Genomic DNA, 18,169 nt, shown 5'->3' on the forward strand with positions numbered 1-18,169 from the left:
TATGGCTATGCGACGTATTGCAGTGATGGGCGCGGCAGGGCGGATGGGCAAGACCCTTATCGAAGCCGTGCAGCAAACCCCGGGTGCAGGGCTGACGGCGGCAATCGACCGCCCAGATAGTTCGCTCGTCGGCGCTGATGCCGGTGAGCTGGCGGCCCTTGGTCGGATTGGCGTTTTGCTGTCCGATGACCTGGCCAAGGTCGCCGACGAATTCGACGTGCTGATCGATTTTACTCATCCGTCGGTGACCCTGAAGAACCTGGCCTTCTGCCGTAAGCACGGCAAGGCCATGATCATCGGCACCACCGGTTTTACCGTTGAGGAAAAGCAGCTGCTGGCCGAGGCGGGCAAAGATATCCCGATCGTGTTCGCGGCCAACTTCAGCGTGGGTGTCAACCTTAGCCTCAAGCTGCTCGATATGGCGGCGCGGGTGCTGGGCGATGATGTCGACATCGAGATTATCGAAGCGCATCACCGGCACAAGGTCGATGCCCCCTCTGGTACCGCGCTGCGCATGGGTGAAGTGGTTGCCAATGCGCTGGGGCGTAATCTGCAGGAAGTGGCTGTGTATGGTCGTGAAGGCCAGACCGGTGCGCGTGATCGCAAGACCATCGGTTTCGCCACTGTGCGTGCCGGCGATGTGGTGGGTGATCACACCGTACTGTTTGCAGCCGAAGGCGAGCGCCTTGAAATCACCCACAAAGCCTCCAGCCGCATGACCTTCGCCAAGGGTGCGGTGCGTGCAGCGCTGTGGCTGGATGGGCGCGAGCCGGGCCTGTACGACATGCAGGACGTGCTCGAGCTGCGCTGATCAGCTCGAGCGGTGTTGGCTTCTTCGCGGGCAAGCCCGCTCCCACAGCATTCATGCATGGCTTAAGTGCTGTGCGGCCCCTGTGGGAGTGGGCTGGCCCGCGAAGAGGGCGGCACAAGAATGACGCTCTGTCGCAATCATGTGTTTTAGAGGCACATATGCGGTAGACCGAAAACGCACTTTTCTGTAAGCTACAGCTTTAGTGTGTCCACTAAAAGCGCGCAGCGAATTGAATTCAGCACATAAAAGCGGGGTGACGTGTCCATACGTCACTCCGCTTTTTTGCAACCTGCGATCGCCCTTTCATGCTTGATTTACGGGAGGTCTTCTTGACAAAGCCAGCCATACTCGCCCTTGCCGACGGCAGTATTTTCCGCGGTGAAGCCATCGGTGCCGACGGTCAGACCGTTGGTGAGGTGGTATTCAACACCGCTATGACCGGCTACCAGGAAATCCTTACAGACCCTTCCTACGCGCAGCAGATCGTTACCCTGACCTACCCGCACATCGGCAACACCGGTACTACACCGGAAGACGCCGAGTCGAACCGTGTCTGGTCCGCTGGCCTGGTCATTCGTGACCTGCCGCTGCTGGCCAGCAACTGGCGTAACACCCAGTCGCTGCCTGAGTACCTCAAGGCCAACAACGTCGTCGCCATCGCCGGCATCGACACCCGCCGCCTGACCCGTATCCTGCGCGAAAAAGGCGCTCAGAACGGCTGCATCCTGGCTGGTGACAACATCAGCGAAGAAGCCGCCATCGCTGCTGCTCGCGGCTTCCCAGGCCTGAAGGGCATGGACCTGGCCAAGGTCGTCTCCACCAAGGAACGCTACGAGTGGCGCTCCAGCGTGTGGGAACTGAAAACCGACAGCCACCCGACCATCGACGCTGCCGACCTGCCGTACCACGTGGTTGCCTTCGACTATGGCGTCAAGCTGAACATCCTGCGCATGCTGGTCGCTCGCGGCTGCCGCGTGACCGTGGTGCCTGCCCAGACACCGGCCAGCGAAGTGCTGGCGCTGAATCCGGATGGCGTGTTCCTGTCCAACGGCCCTGGTGATCCGGAGCCATGCGACTACGCGATCCAGGCGATCAAGGAAATCCTCGAGACCGAGATCCCGGTGTTCGGCATCTGCCTCGGCCACCAGCTGCTGGCCCTGGCCTCCGGCGCCAAGACCGTGAAGATGGGCCACGGGCACCACGGTGCCAACCACCCGGTCCAGGACCTGGATACCGGCGTGGTCATGATCACCAGCCAGAACCACGGTTTCGCCGTTGACGAAGCCACCCTGCCGGGCAACGTCCGCGCCATCCATAAGTCGCTGTTCGACGGCACCCTGCAGGGTATCGAGCGCACCGACAAGAGCGCGTTCAGCTTCCAGGGTCACCCTGAGGCGAGCCCAGGCCCGACCGACGTCGCGCCACTGTTCGATCGTTTCACCGATGCCATGGCCAAGCGCCGCTGAGCATCCTGCATCAAGGCCCCGGGCCGGCTCGCGCCGCGCCCGGAAGCGCCTGACCCAGATTGTTCAAGACGGCTTGCCGACTGACCCGCGGATTTGAGTGACAACCATGCCAAAACGTACAGACATCAAAAGCATCCTGATTCTCGGCGCTGGCCCGATCGTGATCGGCCAGGCCTGCGAATTCGACTATTCCGGCGCCCAGGCCTGTAAAGCCCTGCGCGAAGAAGGTTTCCGCGTCATCCTGGTGAACTCCAACCCGGCCACCATCATGACCGACCCGGCCATGGCCGACGCCACCTACATCGAGCCGATCAAATGGCAGTCGGTGGCCAAGATCATCGAAAAAGAGCGCCCGGACGCGGTGCTGCCGACCATGGGTGGCCAGACTGCACTGAACTGCGCCCTGGACCTGGAGCGCCACGGCGTTCTGGAAAAGTTCGGCGTCGAGATGATCGGTGCCAACGCCGACACCATCGACAAGGCCGAAGACCGTTCGCGCTTCGACAAGGCCATGAAGGACATCGGCCTGGAATGCCCGCGTTCCGGCATCGCCCACAGCATGGAAGAGGCCAACGCGGTCCTCGAGAAGCTCGGCTTCCCGTGCATCATCCGCCCGTCGTTCACCATGGGCGGCACTGGCGGCGGTATCGCCTACAACCGTGAAGAATTCGAAGAGATCTGCACCCGCGGTCTGGACCTGTCGCCGACCAAAGAGCTGCTGATCGACGAATCGCTGATCGGCTGGAAGGAATACGAGATGGAGGTGGTCCGTGACAAGAAGGACAACTGCATCATCGTCTGCTCCATCGAGAACTTCGACCCGATGGGCGTGCACACCGGTGACTCGATCACCGTAGCGCCGGCACAGACCCTGACCGACAAGGAATACCAGATCATGCGCAACGCCTCGCTGGCGGTGCTGCGTGAAATCGGTGTCGAAACCGGCGGTTCCAACGTGCAGTTCGGTATCTGCCCGGATACCGGTCGCATGGTCGTGATCGAGATGAACCCGCGCGTTTCGCGTTCGTCCGCCCTGGCTTCCAAGGCCACCGGCTTCCCGATCGCCAAGATCGCCGCCAAGCTGGCCATTGGCTACACCCTCGACGAACTGCAGAACGACATCACCGGTGGTCGCACCCCGGCGTCCTTCGAGCCGTCGATCGACTACGTCGTCACCAAGCTGCCACGCTTTGCCTTCGAGAAATTCCCGAAAGCCGACGCCCGCCTGACCACCCAGATGAAATCCGTGGGTGAAGTCATGGCCATCGGCCGTACCTTCCAGGAATCCCTGCAGAAAGCCCTGCGCGGCCTGGAAGTCGGTGCCTGCGGCCTCGATCCGAAAGTCGACCTGGCCAGCCCGGAAGCCGCTGGTATCCTCAAGCGCGAACTGACCGTGCCGGGTGCCGAGCGTATCTGGTACGTCGCCGACGCCATGCGTTCGGGCATGACCTGCGAAGAAATCTTCGCCCTGACCGGCATCGACATGTGGTTCCTGGTTCAGATGGAAGATCTGATCAAGGAAGAAGAAAAGGTCAAGACTCTGGCCCTGTCGTCGATCGACAAGGACTACATGCTGCGCCTCAAGCGCAAGGGCTTCTCGGACCAGCGCCTGGCCAAGCTGCTCGGCATCACCGACAAGAACCTGCGCCGTCACCGCCACAAGCTGGAAGTGTTCCCGGTTTACAAGCGCGTCGACACCTGCGCCGCCGAGTTCGCCACCGACACCGCCTACCTGTACTCGACCTATGAGGAAGAGTGCGAGGCCAACCCGTCGACCCGCGACAAGATCATGATCCTGGGTGGCGGCCCGAACCGTATCGGCCAAGGTATCGAGTTCGACTACTGCTGCGTACACGCCGCACTGGCGCTGCGTGAAGACGGTTACGAGACCATCATGGTCAACTGCAACCCGGAAACCGTCTCCACCGACTACGACACTTCCGACCGCCTGTACTTCGAGCCGCTGACCTTGGAAGACGTGCTGGAAGTCTGCCGCGTCGAGAAGCCGAAGGGCGTCATCGTTCACTACGGCGGCCAGACTCCGCTGAAACTGGCTCGTGCCCTGGAAGAAGCCGGCGTACCGATCATCGGTACCAGCCCGGACGCCATCGACCGCGCCGAAGACCGTGAACGCTTCCAGCAGATGGTTCAACGCCTGAACCTGCTGCAGCCGCCAAACGCCACCGTGCGCAGCGAAGATGAAGCCATCCGTGCTGCTGGCAGCATCGGTTACCCGCTGGTCGTACGCCCATCTTACGTACTGGGTGGCCGTGCCATGGAGATCGTCTACGAACTGGACGAGCTCAAACGTTATCTGCGTGAAGCTGTACAGGTTTCCAACGACAGCCCGGTACTGCTCGACCACTTCCTCAACTGCGCCATCGAGATGGACGTGGACGCGGTCTGCGACGGCACCGACGTAGTGATCGGCGCGATCATGCAGCACATCGAGCAGGCCGGCGTTCACTCCGGTGACTCGGCGTGCTCGCTGCCGCCTTACTCGCTGAGCAAGGAAGTGCAGGACGAAGTCCGCGTACAGGTCAAGAAAATGGCCCTGGAACTGGGCGTTGTCGGCCTGATGAACGTGCAGCTGGCCCTGCAGGGCGACAAGATCTACGTGATCGAGGTCAACCCGCGTGCCTCGCGTACCGTGCCGTTCGTTTCCAAGTGCATCGGCACCTCCCTGGCAATGATCGCTGCCCGCGTCATGGCTGGCAAAACCCTGAAAGAGCTGGGCTTCACTCAGGAAATCATCCCGAACTTCTACAGCGTCAAGGAAGCCGTCTTCCCGTTCGCCAAGTTCCCAGGGGTTGACCCGATCCTCGGCCCTGAGATGAAATCGACCGGTGAAGTCATGGGTGTCGGTGACAGCTTCGGTGAAGCCTTCGCCAAGGCCCAGATGGGTGCCAGCGAAGTGCTGCCGACCGGCGGTACCGCGTTCATCAGCGTGCGTGACGACGACAAGCCGCAAGTGGCTGGCGTGGCACGCGACCTGATCGCCCTGGGCTTCGAAGTGGTTGCAACGGCGGGTACTGCCAAGGTCATCGAAGCGGCTGGCCTGAAAGTGCGCCGTGTGAACAAGGTGACCGAAGGTCGTCCGCACGTGGTCGACATGATCAAGAACGACGAAGTGTCGCTGATCATCAACACCACCGAAGGCCGCCAGTCGATCGCCGATTCCTACTCGATTCGTCGCAATGCGCTGCAGCACAAGATCTACTGCACCACTACCATTGCGGCTGGTGAAGCCATCTGCGAGGCGCTGAAATTCGGTCCCGAGAAGACTGTTCGTCGCCTGCAGGATCTGCATGCAGGACTCAAAGCATGAGCATGACCAAGTACCCGATGACCGTCCAGGGCGCTCGCGCCCTGGAAGAGGAGCTGACCTTCCTGAGCAAGACCGAGCGCCCGCGTCTGAGCCAAGCCATTGGTGAAGCGCGTGAGCTGGGCGACCTCAAGGAAAACGCCGAATACCATGCCGCCCGTGAGGAGCAGGGCATGGTCGAGGCGCGTATCCGCGATATCGAAGGCCGTCTGCAGAACTCGGTGGTGATCGACGTCACCACCATCGCCCACACCGGCAAGGTGATTTTCGGCACCACAGTGGTGCTGGCCAACACCGAGACCGATGATGAGGTGACCTACCAGATCGTTGGCGAAGATGAAGCTGACGTGAAACAAGGCAAGCTTTCGAGCAGCGCACCAATCGCCCGTGCCATCATTGGCAAGGAAGAAGGTGACACCGTGGTGGTCAAGACGCCAAGCGGTACGGTCGAGTACGAGATTGTCGAAGTCAAACACATCTGATCGGCGCCTGCGGGCGCCATCCCTCGAGGGGATCCTCTGGCAACTGGCTCAGGTTTTCTGGGTCGGTGGCCTGTGGGTGTTCCATGTAGGGCTGGTGCCGGCGCTGAAAGTCAGTGGCCTGGCACCCTTGCTGGTGCAGGATGTCGCCGGGCAGATCGACCGCTGGTTGATCGGTGTGGCATTGCTTGGCTTGTTGACCCAGCTGGCGGTGCTGGCGAGGGTGGACGGCCTGGCGGCCTGGTGGCGGCAGTTTCGCGGGCAGATGCTGTTGTTGGGCTTTGCGGCCTGCGTGGGGTATTACACCTTGCGCTACGGCATCTCGGTCGGCGAGCGCTGGCAGATGTTCTGTTTCCTGGTGCTGGGCTTCTCCGGCATCGTGCTGGTGGCCCAGCCGGTCCCGGTCAGGGCGCGCCAGGCGCGCCACTGATCGGAGCCACCGTTACTTGTAGCGGTGGATGTTGGACAGCTGCTTATTCGGCTGTGGGTTCTTGCGGTAGATCAGGGCTTTCTTGCCGATGGTCTGCACCAGTTCCGCACGGCCTGCCTTGCACAGCTCGGCAATGACAGCAGCGCGCTCTTCGCGATCTTCCGAGCGAATTTCGACCTTGATCAGTTCGTGGTCGACCAGCGCACGCTCCAGTTCGGCGATCACGCCTTCGTTCAAACCGTTGCCAGCAACGATCAGGACCGGCTTCAGGTCATGACCAATGGACTTGTATTGCTTCTTCTGCTCGTTATTGAGCGGCATAATCTGACCCTTTCCGTCTGATTCTGTAAAATTGACCGGCATTTTACCCGAGGGCCACCGGCTCCGCCCAGTCAATCACGACGCATATCATCGAGGTGCCCCGTGGTACAACGTTCCAAAAGCAGCGCAAACTGGCTGCGAGAGCATTTCAACGACCCTTTTGTTAAGCAGGCACAGAAGGATGGCTACCGCTCGCGTGCGAGCTACAAACTGCTGGAGATCCAGGAAAAGGACCGTCTGATCCGCCCCGGCATGAGCGTGATCGACCTCGGCGCGGCCCCTGGGGGCTGGTCGCAGGTGACCAGTCGTCTGATTGGTGGTCAGGGCCGCCTGATCGCCTCTGACATCCTGGAAATGGACTCGATCCCCGATGTGACCTTCATTCAGGGCGACTTCACCGATGACGCAGTGCTCCAGCAGATCCTCGCGGCGGTCGGCGATTCGCACGTAGACCTTGTGATTTCCGACATGGCCCCCAATATGAGTGGTACGCCCGAAGTGGACATGCCGCGCGCCATGTTCCTCTGCGAACTGGCTCTGGATCTGGCAGCCCGGGTGTTGAAGCCTGGCGGTGATTTCCTGATCAAGATTTTCCAGGGCGAAGGCTTCGACATGTACCTGAAGGACGTGCGCACCAAGTTCGACAAGGTGCAAATGCGCAAGCCGTCCTCTTCCCGGGACCGATCCCGCGAGCAGTACCTGTTGGGCAAAGGTTTCAAAGGCGTTTGAAAGGCGTGAAGCGCGGCGGCTGATAGTTATTTCCAATCGGCCGCAGCGTCTGGATCGTCCGAACTTCGTGTAGTCTAGGTTTCACAAAGGGTTACAGACGGTGCCTGCGGATGCGTAGGTAATGTAGTAAGTTAGGGCGATGAATATCATGCGAGGCACGGCTGCGTCGTGCGCCGGCCTCAGAGGGTAGCGAATTGAACGACATGGCAAAGAATCTGATCCTGTGGTTGATCATCGCAGCTGTCCTGGTGACAGTGATGAACAACTTCTCCAGCCCTAACGAGCCGCAGACCCTCAACTATTCCGACTTCATCCAGCAGGTCAAGGATGGCAAGGTCGAGCGTGTGACCGTCGACGGCTACATCATTACCGGCAAGCGCGCCGATGGTGACAACTTCAAGACCGTGCGTCCGGCCATCACCGACAATGGCCTGATCGGCGATCTGGTCGACAACCACGTGGTCGTCGAAGGCAAGCAGCCTGAGCAGCAGAGCATCTGGACTCAGCTGCTGGTGGCAAGCTTCCCGATCCTGGTGATCATCGCCGTGTTCATGTTCTTCATGCGCCAGATGCAAGGCGGTGCAGGTGGCAAGGGCGGGCCGATGAGCTTCGGCAAGAGCAAGGCGCGCCTGCTGTCCGAAGACCAGGTCAAGACCACCCTGGCTGACGTCGCCGGTTGCGACGAGGCCAAGGAAGAGGTTGGCGAGCTGGTCGAGTTCCTGCGTGACCCGGGCAAGTTCCAGCGCCTGGGTGGTCGCATTCCGCGCGGTGTGCTGATGGTTGGCCCGCCGGGTACCGGTAAGACCCTGCTGGCCAAGGCCATTGCCGGTGAAGCCAAGGTGCCGTTCTTCACCATTTCTGGTTCCGACTTCGTCGAGATGTTCGTCGGTGTCGGCGCCAGCCGTGTCCGTGACATGTTCGAACAGGCCAAGAAGCACGCGCCGTGCATCATCTTCATCGACGAGATCGACGCTGTGGGTCGCCACCGTGGCGCCGGCATGGGCGGTGGTCACGACGAGCGTGAGCAGACCCTCAACCAGTTGCTGGTGGAGATGGACGGCTTCGAAATGAACGATGGCATCATCGTCATTGCCGCCACCAACCGCCCGGACGTGCTCGACCCTGCACTGCTGCGCCCTGGTCGCTTCGACCGTCAGGTCGTGGTCGGTCTGCCGGACATCCGCGGTCGTGAACAGATCCTCAAGGTGCACATGCGCAAAGTGCCCGTTGGCGAAAACGTCAACCCGGCGGTCATTGCCCGTGGTACCCCAGGCTTCTCCGGTGCCGATCTGGCCAACCTGGTCAACGAGGCTTCGCTGTTTGCCGCTCGCTCCAACAAGCGCCTGGTCGAAATGAAAGAGTTCGAACTGGCCAAGGACAAGATCATGATGGGCGCCGAGCGCAAGACCATGGTCATGTCCGAGAAGGAAAAGAGAAACACCGCTTATCACGAGGCTGGGCACGCAATTGTCGGTCGCCTGGTGCCTGAGCACGATCCGGTCTACAAGGTTTCGATCATCCCGCGTGGTCGTGCCCTGGGTGTGACCATGTTCCTGCCCGAAGAAGACCGCTACAGCCTTTCCAAGCGCGCGTTGATCAGCCAGATCTGCTCGCTGTACGGCGGCCGGATCGCCGAAGAAATGACCCTGGGCTTCGATGGTGTCACCACGGGTGCTTCCAACGACATCATGCGAGCCAGCCAGATCGCTCGCAACATGGTCACCAAATGGGGCTTGTCGGAAAAACTCGGTCCGCTGATGTATGCGGAGGAGGAGGGCGAGGTGTTCCTCGGTCGCAGTGCCGGCAGCCAGCACGCCAGTGTATCCGGCGAGACAGCAAAGCTGATCGACTCCGAAGTGCGCAGCATCATCGACCAGTGCTACGCCACTGCCAAGCAGCTGCTGATCGATAACCGCGACAAGCTCGAGGCAATGACCGAAGCCCTGATGAAGTACGAGACCATTGATGCCGATCAGATTGACGACATCATGGCTGGTCGTACTCCGCGCGAACCCCGTGACTGGGACGATGACAAGGATTCGGGCACTCCGACTGCCCAGAATGATCGCCCGGAATCGCCGATCGGCGGCCCAGCAGCTCAACACTAAGGGCATCTATGAGCTCAGTGCAGTACCCGACCCGGTTGCCTTGCGGCAACCGGGTTCTTGATCTGTCTCGTACCCATGTCATGGGTATTCTCAACATCACTCCCGATTCTTTCTCCGATGGCGGGCGTTTCAGCCAGCGCGACGAGGCGTTGCGGCATGCTGAGGCGATGATCGCGGCAGGCGCCACGCTGATCGACATCGGTGGCGAGTCGACCCGCCCCGGCGCGCGTGCGGTTTCGGTCACCGAAGAGATCGAGCGTGTGGCGCCAATGGTCGAGGCCATCAACAGCCGCTTCGATGTGGTCATTTCGGTCGATACCTCAACGCCTGCGGTCATTCGCGAGTCGGCGCGGCTGGGCGCCGGCCTGATCAACGACGTGCGTGCCCTGGAGCGCGATGGTGCCCTGGATGCGGCGGCGGACACTGGCTTGCCGGTTTGCCTGATGCATATGCGAGGTGAACCCGGGAATATGCAGGACGACCCGCATTACGAAGATGTGACTGCCGACGTAACGCGCTATCTTGAACAGCGGATGGCCGCTTGCGCAGCGGCGGGCATCCCCGCCGAACGAATCATTCTTGATCCGGGCTTCGGTTTCGCCAAGACGCTGGCGCACAACCTCAGCCTGTTCAAGCACATGGAAGCGCTCTACCGCCTTGGGCGCCCGCTGCTGGTGGGCGTTTCGCGCAAGAGCATGATCGGCCTGACGCTGGATCGTCCGGTCGGTGAGCGACTGTACGGCAGCCTGGCGCTGGCGGCTCTGGCCATGACCAAGGGGGCCAGCATCCTGCGCGTCCATGATGTGGCTGAGACCGTTGATGTGGTGCGCATGATTGCCGCGATACAGAACGCCGAATAAGAACATTGGAGTCCCTATGAGCAGAAAATATTTTGGTACCGACGGCATCCGTGGCCGCGTCGGTGAATACCCGATCACTCCGGATTTCATGTTGAAGCTGGGCTGGGCTGCCGGCATGGCCTTCCGCAAGCAAGGCAATTGCCGTGTGCTGGTGGGCAAAGACACGCGTATTTCCGGTTACATGTTCGAGTCCGCACTCGAAGCTGGTTTGTCTGCAGCCGGTGCTGACGTGATGTTGCTCGGTCCGATGCCGACACCGGCCATCGCATACCTGACCCGCACCTTCCATGCTGAGGCGGGCATCGTCATCAGTGCCTCGCACAACCCACACGATGACAACGGCATCAAGTTCTTCTCAGGGCAAGGGACCAAGCTGCCTGATGAAGTCGAGCTGATGATCGAAGAGTTGCTTGATCAGCCGATGACCGTTGTCGAGTCGGGCAAGCTGGGCAAGGTTTCCCGTATCAACGACGCGGCCGGCCGCTATATCGAGTTTTGCAAGAGCAGTGTGCCAAGCAGCACCAGTTTCGACGGCCTCAAGCTGGTGGTCGATTGCGCCCATGGTGCCACCTACAAGGTTGCCCCGAGCGTGTTTCGCGAGCTCGGCGCCGATGTGACCGTGCTGCACGCGCAGCCAGACGGCCTGAACATCAACGAGGGCTGCGGCTCGACCCACATTGAATCGTTGCAGGCCGCCGTGCTGGTGGGGCATGCCGACCTGGGTATCGCCTTCGACGGCGATGGTGACCGGGTATTGATGGTCGATCACACCGGGGCCATCGTCGATGGCGACGAGTTGCTCTTCATCATTGCCCGCGACCTGCACGAGCGTGGCAAGTTGCAGGGCGGGGTGGTTGGGACCCTGATGAGCAACCTTGGCCTGGAGCTCGCGCTCAAGGACCTGGATATCCCCTTCGTACGGGCCAAGGTAGGCGATCGCTATGTGATGGCCGAACTGCTCGAGCGTGACTGGTTGCTCGGTGGCGAAAATTCCGGGCATGTGGTGTGCTGTAACCACACCACCACCGGTGATGCGATCATTGCCGCGTTGCAGGTGCTTATGGCGCTCAAGCGCCGTGGCGAGACCCTGGCACAGGCGCGTCAGGCACTGCGCAAATGCCCTCAGGTGTTGATCAACGTGCGTTTTGGCGCAAGCAAGGTCGACCCCCTGGCGCATCCGGCAGTAAAGGAGGCCAGCGCCAAGGTGACCGAGGCCATGGCCGGGCGCGGGCGTGTGCTGCTGCGCAAGTCCGGCACCGAGCCTTTGGTGCGGGTGATGGTCGAAGGTGACGACGAAAACCAGGTGCGCGGCCACGCTGAAGCCCTGGCCAAGCTGGTCGCAGAAGTTTGTGCCTGAAATAGGCTTGCCAGCGCAGATCGGGTTGGGTAAGATCTGCGCCCACTTTGACCGACGAGGTAAAGCATGCGTCGCCCCATGGTAGCTGGTAACTGGAAGATGCACGGTACCCGCGCCAGCGTCGCTGAGCTGATCCTGGGCCTGGGCAATATGTCCGTGCCGAACGGTGTTGAAGTTGCGGTGTTCCCACCGGCGCTGTTCATCAATCAAGTGGTTGATGGGCTGCAAGGCAAGGGGATCACTGTTGGAGCACAGAATTCTGCGGTAAAGCCTGAACAAGGCGCGCTGACGGGTGAAGTTGCACCCAGTCAGTTGGTTGAAGCAGGTTGCAAGTTGGTCTTGATTGGCCACTCCGAACGTCGCCAGATCATCGGCGAAAGTGAAGAAGTGCTGAAAGATAAGTTTGCAGCCGCTCAACTTAGTGGTTTAATGCCGGTGCTCTGCGTAGGGGAGACCCTCGAAGAGCGTGAGGCAGGCAAGACACTCGAAGTTGTCGGGGGTCAACTAAGCAGTATCATCGACGCGTTCGGTGTTAAAGCTTTTGCCAATGCAGTTATTGCTTATGAGCCGGTTTGGGCCATTGGCACAGGTTTGACGGCTTCGCCTCAACAAGCTCAGGATGTGCATGCTGCCATCCGTGCTCAGTTGGCGGCCGAAGACGCCGAAGTTGCCGCAAACGTGCAGCTTCTCTACGGCGGCAGCGTGAAGGCGGCCAATGCGGCCGAACTGTTCGGCATGCCGGATATCGATGGGGGGCTCATTGGTGGAGCGTCCCTGAACGCAGACGAATTCGGTGCAATTTGTCGCGCCGCAGGAAACTGAACAAATGCTGGAAACAGTTATCGTTGTTTTTCATCTGTTGGCAGCGCTGTCGCTTGTAGTGCTGGTTCTGTTGCAACAGGGTAAGGGTGCGGAAGCAGGTGCATCTTTCGGCGCAGGTGCCTCAAACACTGTGTTCGGGAGCCAAGGTTCTGCTACCTTCCTGAGTAAATTAACTGCTATACTCGCTGCCACTTTCTTTTTGACAGCACTTGGGTTAGGATACTTCGCGAAGCAACAAGCTCACCAGCTTAGCCAAGCAGGTCTTCCAGATCCAGCGGTGCTAGAAGTGAAAGAGCCGCAAAAACCGGCAGTTAATGATGATGTACCGGTGCTCCAAGAGCAGAAGAGCGAAACCACCAGCAAAGGTGATGTACCTCCTCCGGCTGAAGAGCAGAAGTAACGGGTTTCAAGTAGTAGTATTGCCGAGGTGGTGGAATTGGTAGACACGCAACCTTGAGGTGGTTGTGCCCATAGGGTGTAGGGGTTCGAGTCCCCTTCTCGGTACCAATTGAAGCTTGAGAGCCCGCTTTAGCGGGCTTTCTTGCAGGTGAAGGTTTGGGTTTGACCCCTAAGCAGGTTAAGTCTTATACTTTCGCCCCAGCTTTGTCGCGGGGTGGAGCAGCTTGGTAGCTCGTCGGGCTCATAACCCGAAGGTCGTTGGTTCAAATCCAGCCCCCGCAACCAGCTTCAGCGGAGCCCCTTTTCAGGGGCTTTTTGCTAGCCGAACAATTTACGGCGTCGTTGTCCTACGGCGCTTTCAGGGATGGGCGCTTCGCCCATTTTTTATTTGCACAGCATGCACGAGGGGGTTCAGGTGTCGAGCAAGCTAGAACAGTTGCAGGCCTTGTTGGCCCCGGTGGTCGAGGGTCTGGGCTATCAGTGCTGGGGGATCGAATACGTATCCCAGGGTAAGCATTCGGTACTGCGCATCTATATCGACAAGGAAGACGGCATCCTGGTGGACGACTGCGAAGCGGTCAGCCGTCAGGCCAGCGCGATCCTCGATGTGGAAGATCCGATCAGCAGCGAATATACCCTTGAGGTCTCCTCTCCAGGCATGGATCGCCCACTGTTCACTCTGGAACAGTTTGCCTCGCATGCCGGCGAACAAGTGAAGATCAAGCTGCGTTCACCCTTCGAGGGTCGTCGTAACTTCCAGGGCCTTCTCCGCGGTGTGGAGGATCAGGACGTGGTTGTCCAGGTGGATAATCAAGAGTTCCTGCTGCCGATCGACTCGATCGACAAGGCCAATATTATTCCCAGTTTTGACTGAGACGTGCCGGGCCCGGCGGACTATCCGGGCCCAATGGCTTGCGCAAGGCGAGGCGTACGATGAGCAAAGAAGTACTGCTGGTTGTTGAATCGGTATCCAACGAAAAAGGTGTACCGCCCGGCGTCATTTTCGAAGCGCTGGAAGTGGCCCTGGCTACTGCAACCAAAAAACGTTTTGAGGACGAAGTCGACCTGCGTGTGGAAATCAACCGCCACACCGGTAGCTACGAGACTTTCCGTCGCTGGACCGTGGTCGACGAAAACGACCTGGACGACCCGGCGATCGAAACCTGGCTGGACAAGATCAAGGACACTCACCCGGAAGCGAAAGTCGGTGATGTGATCGAAGAAAAGATCGAGTCCATCGAGTTCGGCCGTATCGCCGCGCAGACCGCCAAGCAGGTCATCGTGCAGAAGGTCCGTGAAGCCGAGCGCGCCCAGGTGGTCGACGCTTACCGCGAGCGGGTCAACGAGATCATCTCCGGCACCGTCAAGAAAGTTACCCGTGACAACGTCATCGTTGACCTGGGTAACAACGCCGAGGCCCTGCTGGCCCGCGAAGATATCATTCCACGTGAGACCTTCCGGGTCGGTGTGCGCCTGCGTGCGCTGCTCAAGGAAATCCGCACCGAGAACCGCGGCCCTCAGCTGATCCTGTCGCGCACCGCGCCGCAGATGCTGATCGAGCTGTTCCGCATCGAAGTGCCGGAAATCGCTGAAGGTCTCATTGAAGTCATGGCTGCCTCCCGTGATCCGGGTTCGCGTGCCAAGATCGCCGTCCGCTCCAAGGACAAGCGCATCGACCCGCAAGGTGCCTGCATCGGCATGCGCGGTTCGCGCGTCCAGGCCGTATCCGGCGAGCTGGGTGGTGAGCGTGTGGATATCGTCCTCTGGGACGAGAACCCGGCGCAGTTCGTCATCAACGCCATGTCGCCGGCCGAAGTCGCGGCGATCATCGTTGATGAAGATGCCCATGCAATGGACATTGCCGTTGCCGAAGACAACCTGGCACAAGCTATTGGCCGTGGTGGTCAGAACGTTCGCCTGGCCAGTCAGCTGACTGGCTGGACCCTGAACGTGATGACCGAGAAGGACATCCAGGCCAAGCAACAGGCTGAAACCGGCGACATCCTGCGCAATTTCATCGATGAACTGGAAGTCGACGAGGAGCTGGCCCAAGTGCTGGTCGACGAAGGCTTCACCAGCCTCGAAGAAATTGCCTACGTACCGTTGGAAGAAATGCTCAACATCGATGGCTTTGACGAAGATATCGTCAATGAGCTGCGCGCTCGTGCCAAGGACCGTTTGTTGACCAAGGCCATCGCTACCGAAGAAAAACTGGCAGACGCCCATCCGTCCGACGACCTGCTCTCTCTCGAGGGTATGGACAAGGACCTGGCAGCGGAACTGGCGGTGCGCGGCGTGGTTAACCGCGAAGACCTGGCCGAGCAGTCGATTGACGACCTGCTCGACATCGACGGCATCGACGAAGAGCGTGCCGGCAAGTTGATCATGGCCGCCCGAGCCCACTGGTTCGAGTAATTAGGCGCGGCCTGAGGAGAGAAGTGCATGACGCAAGTCACGGTGAAAGAACTGGCCCAAGAGGTCGAGGCACCGGTAGAGCGCCTGCTGCAGCAGATGCGTGAGGCAGGTCTGCCGCACACCGACGCCGGTCAGGTAGTGACCGACAATGAGAAGCAGACTCTGCTGACCCATTTGAAGAGCAGCCACAAGAGCAAGGCGGAAGAGCCGCGCAAGATTACCTTGCAGCGCAAGACCACCAGCACCCTGCGTGTCGCCGGTAGCAAGAGCATCAGCGTAGAAGTACGCAAGAAGAAAGTTTTCGTGCAGCGCAGCCCTGAAGAAATCCAGGCTGAGCAGAAGCGTGAGCAGGATGAGCGCCGCGCGGCTGAAAATGCCGCTCGCGACAAGGTCGAGGCCGAAGTTCGCCAGCGCAATGAAGAGCAGGCTCGCCGTCAGGCAGCCGATGCGCCAGCTACAGCCCCGGCGCCTGTCGCCAAGGCCGAGCCAGCGCCTGCCGCAGCTCCAGCTCCGGTAGTCGCCGACGTTCCAGCGTCCGAGGACGCTGCAGCCCGTGCTGCCGAGCGCAAGAAGGACGAAGCCCGTCGCAACGAAGGCCGCACCCGTGACGAAGACCGTCGTGGTGGCGAGCGTCGTGGCGAAGCGCCGCGCGTGTCGATCAAGGTCAAGGTCAAGGAGAAGGAAAAGGCTCCGACTCCTCGTGCCGCACCGCGCACCACCGACGAAGAGAGCGATGGCGCTCGTCGTGGCCGTGGTGGCAAGAGCAAGCTGAAGAAGCGTAACCAGCACGGCTTCCAGAACCCGACCGGCCCAGTCATTCGTGACGTGACCATCGGCGAGACCATCACCGTCTCGGAACTGGCCAACCAGATGTCCGTCAAGGGCGCCGAAGTGGTCAAGTTCATGTTCAAGATGGGCACCCCGGTTACCATCAACCAGGTGCTCGACCAGGAAACCGCTCAGCTGATCGCAGAAGAGCTGGGCCACAAGGTCACCCTGGTCAGCGACACCGCCCTGGAAGACTCCCTGGCAGAATCGCTGAAATTCGAAGGCCAGACCGAGTCGCGTGCACCTGTGGTTACCGTCATGGGTCACGTTGACCATGGCAAGACCTCGCTGCTCGACTACATCCGTCGTGCCAAGGTTGCTGCTGGCGAAGCCGGTGGTATTACCCAGCACATCGGCGCCTACCACGTGGAAACCGACCGCGGCATGGTCACCTTCCTCGATACCCCGGGCCACGCTGCGTTCACTCAGATGCGTGCTCGTGGTGCCAAGGCGACCGACATCGTCATCCTGGTGGTGGCGGCGGACGACGGCGTGATGCCGCAGACCCGCGAAGCCGTTCAGCATGCCAAGGCAGCTGGCGTTCCGCTGGTGGTTGCAGTGAACAAGATCGACAAGCCGGGTGCCGACCTCGATCGCATCCGCAACGAACTGGCCGTCGAAGGCGTGACCTCCGAGGACTGGGGTGGTGACACTCCGTTCGTCAAGGTTTCGGCGAAGATGGGTACCGGTGTCGACGAACTGCTCGAAGCCGTCCTGCTGCAGGCCGAGATCCTCGAGCTGACCGCTACCCCGACCGCTCCAGGTCGTGGCGTTGTGGTTGAATCGCGCCTGGACAAGGGCCGTGGCCCGGTGGCGACCATCCTGGTTCAGGACGGTACCCTGCGTCAGGGCGACATGGTCCTGTGCGGCTCCAACTATGGCCGCGTGCGTGCCATGCTCGACGAGAACGGCAAGCCTGTGAAGGAAGCCGGCCCGTCGATCCCGGTCGAGATTCTCGGCCTGGACGGTACCCCGGAAGCCGGCGACGAGCTGTCCGTGGTTGCCGACGAGAAGAAGGCCCGCGAAGTTGCCCTGTTCCGTCAAGGCAAGTACCGCGAAGTCAAGCTGGCCCGTGCTCACGCAGGCAAGCTGGAAAACATCTTCGAGACCATGGGTCAGGAAGAGAAGAAGACCCTCAACATCGTCCTCAAGACCGACGTGCGTGGTTCCCTGGAAGCACTGCAGGGCTCGCTCGGCGGCCTGGGTAACGACGAAGTTCAGGTGCGCGTGATTGGTGGCGGTGTCGGTGGTATCACCGAAAGCGACGCCAACCTGGCGCTGGCTTCGAATGCAGTACTGTTCGGCTTCAACGTGCGTGCCGATGCTGGCGCGCGCAAGATCGTCGAGCAGGAAGGTCTGGATATGCGTTACTACAACGTGATCTACGACATCATCGAAGACGTCAAGAAGGCTCTGACCGGTATGCTCGGCAGCGATGTTCGCGAGAACATCCTGGGTGTCGCCGAAGTGCGTGACGTGTTCCGTTCGCCGAAGTTCGGCGCCATCGCTGGCTGTATGGTCATCGAAGGTACCGTGTACCGCAACCGTCCGATCCGCGTACTGCGCGACGACGTTGTGATCTTCGAAGGCGAGCTGGAATCGCTGCGTCGCTTCAAGGACGACGCATCCGAAGTTCGTTCGGGCATGGAGTGCGGTATTGGCGTCAAGAGCTACAACGACGTCAAGGTCGGCGACAAGATCGAAGTCTTCGAGAAAGTCCAGGTTGCTCGTACCCTTTAAGGGTGAGCAGGGCGCCAGCCCCCGCCGCAGGGCGGTGGGCAGCGCCTCAGTAGGTAGCGCCCGGTCAGGCTTCAGCCTC

At 60.4% G+C, this 18,169-nt stretch carries 15 protein-coding genes and 2 tRNA genes; 16 read left to right on the forward strand and 1 reads right to left on the reverse strand.

The features are described 5' to 3' along the window. The first annotated feature begins 7 nt into the window (after positions 1–7). The 5 genes from dapB to BUQ73_RS02025 all read left to right on the forward strand — a co-directional run bounded on the left by dapB (position 8) and on the right by BUQ73_RS02025 (position 6,511). Complete coding sequence (gene dapB / locus BUQ73_RS02005; protein WP_079226469.1) at positions 8–811, forward strand: 4-hydroxy-tetrahydrodipicolinate reductase; 804 nt, start codon at positions 8–10, stop codon at positions 809–811. Between the two features lie 329 nt (positions 812–1,140). Beyond that, positions 1,141–2,277 (forward strand): glutamine-hydrolyzing carbamoyl-phosphate synthase small subunit, encoded by a 1,137-nt coding sequence (carA, locus tag BUQ73_RS02010; RefSeq protein WP_003249935.1) that lies wholly within the window; start codon positions 1,141–1,143, stop codon positions 2,275–2,277. Positions 2,278–2,383: 106 nt separating this feature from the next. Continuing rightward, entirely contained in the window at positions 2,384–5,605 is a 3,222-nt protein-coding gene (carB, locus tag BUQ73_RS02015) for a carbamoyl-phosphate synthase large subunit (protein WP_079226470.1), read from the forward strand. After that, the gene (greA, locus tag BUQ73_RS02020; protein ID WP_177326679.1) at positions 5,602–6,084 is read left to right on the forward strand and encodes a transcription elongation factor GreA; all 483 of its coding nucleotides are present in this window, start codon (positions 5,602–5,604) and stop codon (positions 6,082–6,084) included. The genes carB and greA overlap by 4 nt, the downstream gene beginning before the upstream one ends. After that, positions 6,062–6,511: an MFS transporter gene (locus BUQ73_RS02025; RefSeq protein WP_079226471.1), complete on the forward strand. Its 450-nt coding sequence runs from the start codon at positions 6,062–6,064 to the stop codon at positions 6,509–6,511. The genes greA and BUQ73_RS02025 overlap by 23 nt, the downstream gene beginning before the upstream one ends. Before the next feature lie 12 nt (positions 6,512–6,523). On the opposite strand, the gene yhbY is transcribed toward BUQ73_RS02025, so the two are convergent. After that, on the reverse strand, positions 6,524–6,832 hold the full coding sequence (yhbY, locus tag BUQ73_RS02030) for a ribosome assembly RNA-binding protein YhbY (RefSeq protein WP_027917692.1): 309 nt from the start codon (positions 6,830–6,832) through the stop codon (positions 6,524–6,526). 102 nt (positions 6,833–6,934) lie between these two features. Between yhbY and rlmE the strand changes: the two genes are divergently transcribed. The 11 genes from rlmE to infB all read left to right on the forward strand — a co-directional run bounded on the left by rlmE (position 6,935) and on the right by infB (position 18,090). Beyond that, positions 6,935–7,561 carry a 23S rRNA (uridine(2552)-2'-O)-methyltransferase RlmE gene (gene rlmE / locus BUQ73_RS02035; protein WP_079226472.1) on the forward strand — a complete coding sequence of 209 codons (627 nt, stop codon included), beginning with the start codon at positions 6,935–6,937 and terminating at the stop codon, positions 7,559–7,561. Between the two features lie 203 nt (positions 7,562–7,764). After that, positions 7,765–9,669, forward strand: a complete 1,905-nt coding sequence (gene ftsH / locus BUQ73_RS02040) for an ATP-dependent zinc metalloprotease FtsH (RefSeq protein WP_060509363.1) — start codon at positions 7,765–7,767, stop codon at positions 9,667–9,669. An 8-nt stretch (positions 9,670–9,677) separates the two neighbouring features. Continuing rightward, complete coding sequence (gene folP / locus BUQ73_RS02045; RefSeq protein ID WP_079226473.1) at positions 9,678–10,529, forward strand: dihydropteroate synthase; 852 nt, start codon at positions 9,678–9,680, stop codon at positions 10,527–10,529. A gap of 16 nt (positions 10,530–10,545) precedes the next feature. After that, entirely contained in the window at positions 10,546–11,886 is a 1,341-nt protein-coding gene (glmM, locus tag BUQ73_RS02050; protein ID WP_079226474.1) for a phosphoglucosamine mutase, read from the forward strand. 66 nt (positions 11,887–11,952) lie between these two features. Next, positions 11,953–12,708, forward strand: coding sequence for a triose-phosphate isomerase (tpiA, locus tag BUQ73_RS02055; RefSeq protein WP_079226475.1), 756 nt, complete (start codon positions 11,953–11,955; stop codon positions 12,706–12,708). A 4-nt stretch (positions 12,709–12,712) separates the two neighbouring features. Further along, positions 12,713–13,108: a preprotein translocase subunit SecG gene (secG, locus tag BUQ73_RS02060; protein WP_060484224.1), complete on the forward strand. Its 396-nt coding sequence runs from the start codon at positions 12,713–12,715 to the stop codon at positions 13,106–13,108. Between the two features lie 21 nt (positions 13,109–13,129). Continuing rightward, a tRNA-Leu gene (locus BUQ73_RS02065) sits at positions 13,130–13,215 on the forward strand. 100 nt (positions 13,216–13,315) lie between these two features. Then, positions 13,316–13,392: transfer RNA gene (locus BUQ73_RS02070), tRNA-Met, on the forward strand. A 130-nt stretch (positions 13,393–13,522) separates the two neighbouring features. Next, positions 13,523–13,981 carry a ribosome maturation factor RimP gene (rimP, locus tag BUQ73_RS02075; RefSeq protein ID WP_033696040.1) on the forward strand — a complete coding sequence of 153 codons (459 nt, stop codon included), beginning with the start codon at positions 13,523–13,525 and terminating at the stop codon, positions 13,979–13,981. A 59-nt stretch (positions 13,982–14,040) separates the two neighbouring features. Beyond that, the gene (gene nusA / locus BUQ73_RS02080; RefSeq protein ID WP_027917685.1) at positions 14,041–15,522 is read left to right on the forward strand and encodes a transcription termination factor NusA; all 1,482 of its coding nucleotides are present in this window, start codon (positions 14,041–14,043) and stop codon (positions 15,520–15,522) included. A 27-nt stretch (positions 15,523–15,549) separates the two neighbouring features. Further along, complete coding sequence (infB, locus tag BUQ73_RS02085) at positions 15,550–18,090, forward strand: translation initiation factor IF-2 (protein WP_079226476.1); 2,541 nt, start codon at positions 15,550–15,552, stop codon at positions 18,088–18,090. Positions 18,091–18,169 lie beyond the last annotated feature (79 nt).

This window comes from Pseudomonas putida, assembly GCF_002025705.1.
Taxonomy (GTDB): Bacteria; Pseudomonadota; Gammaproteobacteria; order Pseudomonadales; family Pseudomonadaceae; genus Aquipseudomonas; species Aquipseudomonas putida_J.

What these genes read in the sequence shown, in the direction of transcription:
- dapB (WP_079226469.1), top strand. Translation starts at nt 8, where the DNA reads ATGCGACGTATTGCAGTGATGGGCGCGGCAGGGCGGATGGGCAAGACC.
- carB (WP_079226470.1), top strand. Translation starts at nt 2,384, where the DNA reads ATGCCAAAACGTACAGACATCAAAAGCATCCTGATTCTCGGCGCTGGC.
- greA (WP_177326679.1), top strand. Translation starts at nt 5,602, where the DNA reads ATGAGCATGACCAAGTACCCGATGACCGTCCAGGGCGCTCGCGCCCTG.
- yhbY (WP_027917692.1), bottom strand. Translation starts at nt 6,832, where the DNA reads ATGCCGCTCAATAACGAGCAGAAGAAGCAATACAAGTCCATTGGTCAT.
- ftsH (WP_060509363.1), top strand. Translation starts at nt 7,765, where the DNA reads ATGGCAAAGAATCTGATCCTGTGGTTGATCATCGCAGCTGTCCTGGTG.
- folP (WP_079226473.1), top strand. Translation starts at nt 9,678, where the DNA reads ATGAGCTCAGTGCAGTACCCGACCCGGTTGCCTTGCGGCAACCGGGTT.
- glmM (WP_079226474.1), top strand. Translation starts at nt 10,546, where the DNA reads ATGAGCAGAAAATATTTTGGTACCGACGGCATCCGTGGCCGCGTCGGT.
- tpiA (WP_079226475.1), top strand. Translation starts at nt 11,953, where the DNA reads ATGCGTCGCCCCATGGTAGCTGGTAACTGGAAGATGCACGGTACCCGC.
- secG (WP_060484224.1), top strand. Translation starts at nt 12,713, where the DNA reads ATGCTGGAAACAGTTATCGTTGTTTTTCATCTGTTGGCAGCGCTGTCG.
- nusA (WP_027917685.1), top strand. Translation starts at nt 14,041, where the DNA reads ATGAGCAAAGAAGTACTGCTGGTTGTTGAATCGGTATCCAACGAAAAA.
- infB (WP_079226476.1), top strand. Translation starts at nt 15,550, where the DNA reads ATGACGCAAGTCACGGTGAAAGAACTGGCCCAAGAGGTCGAGGCACCG.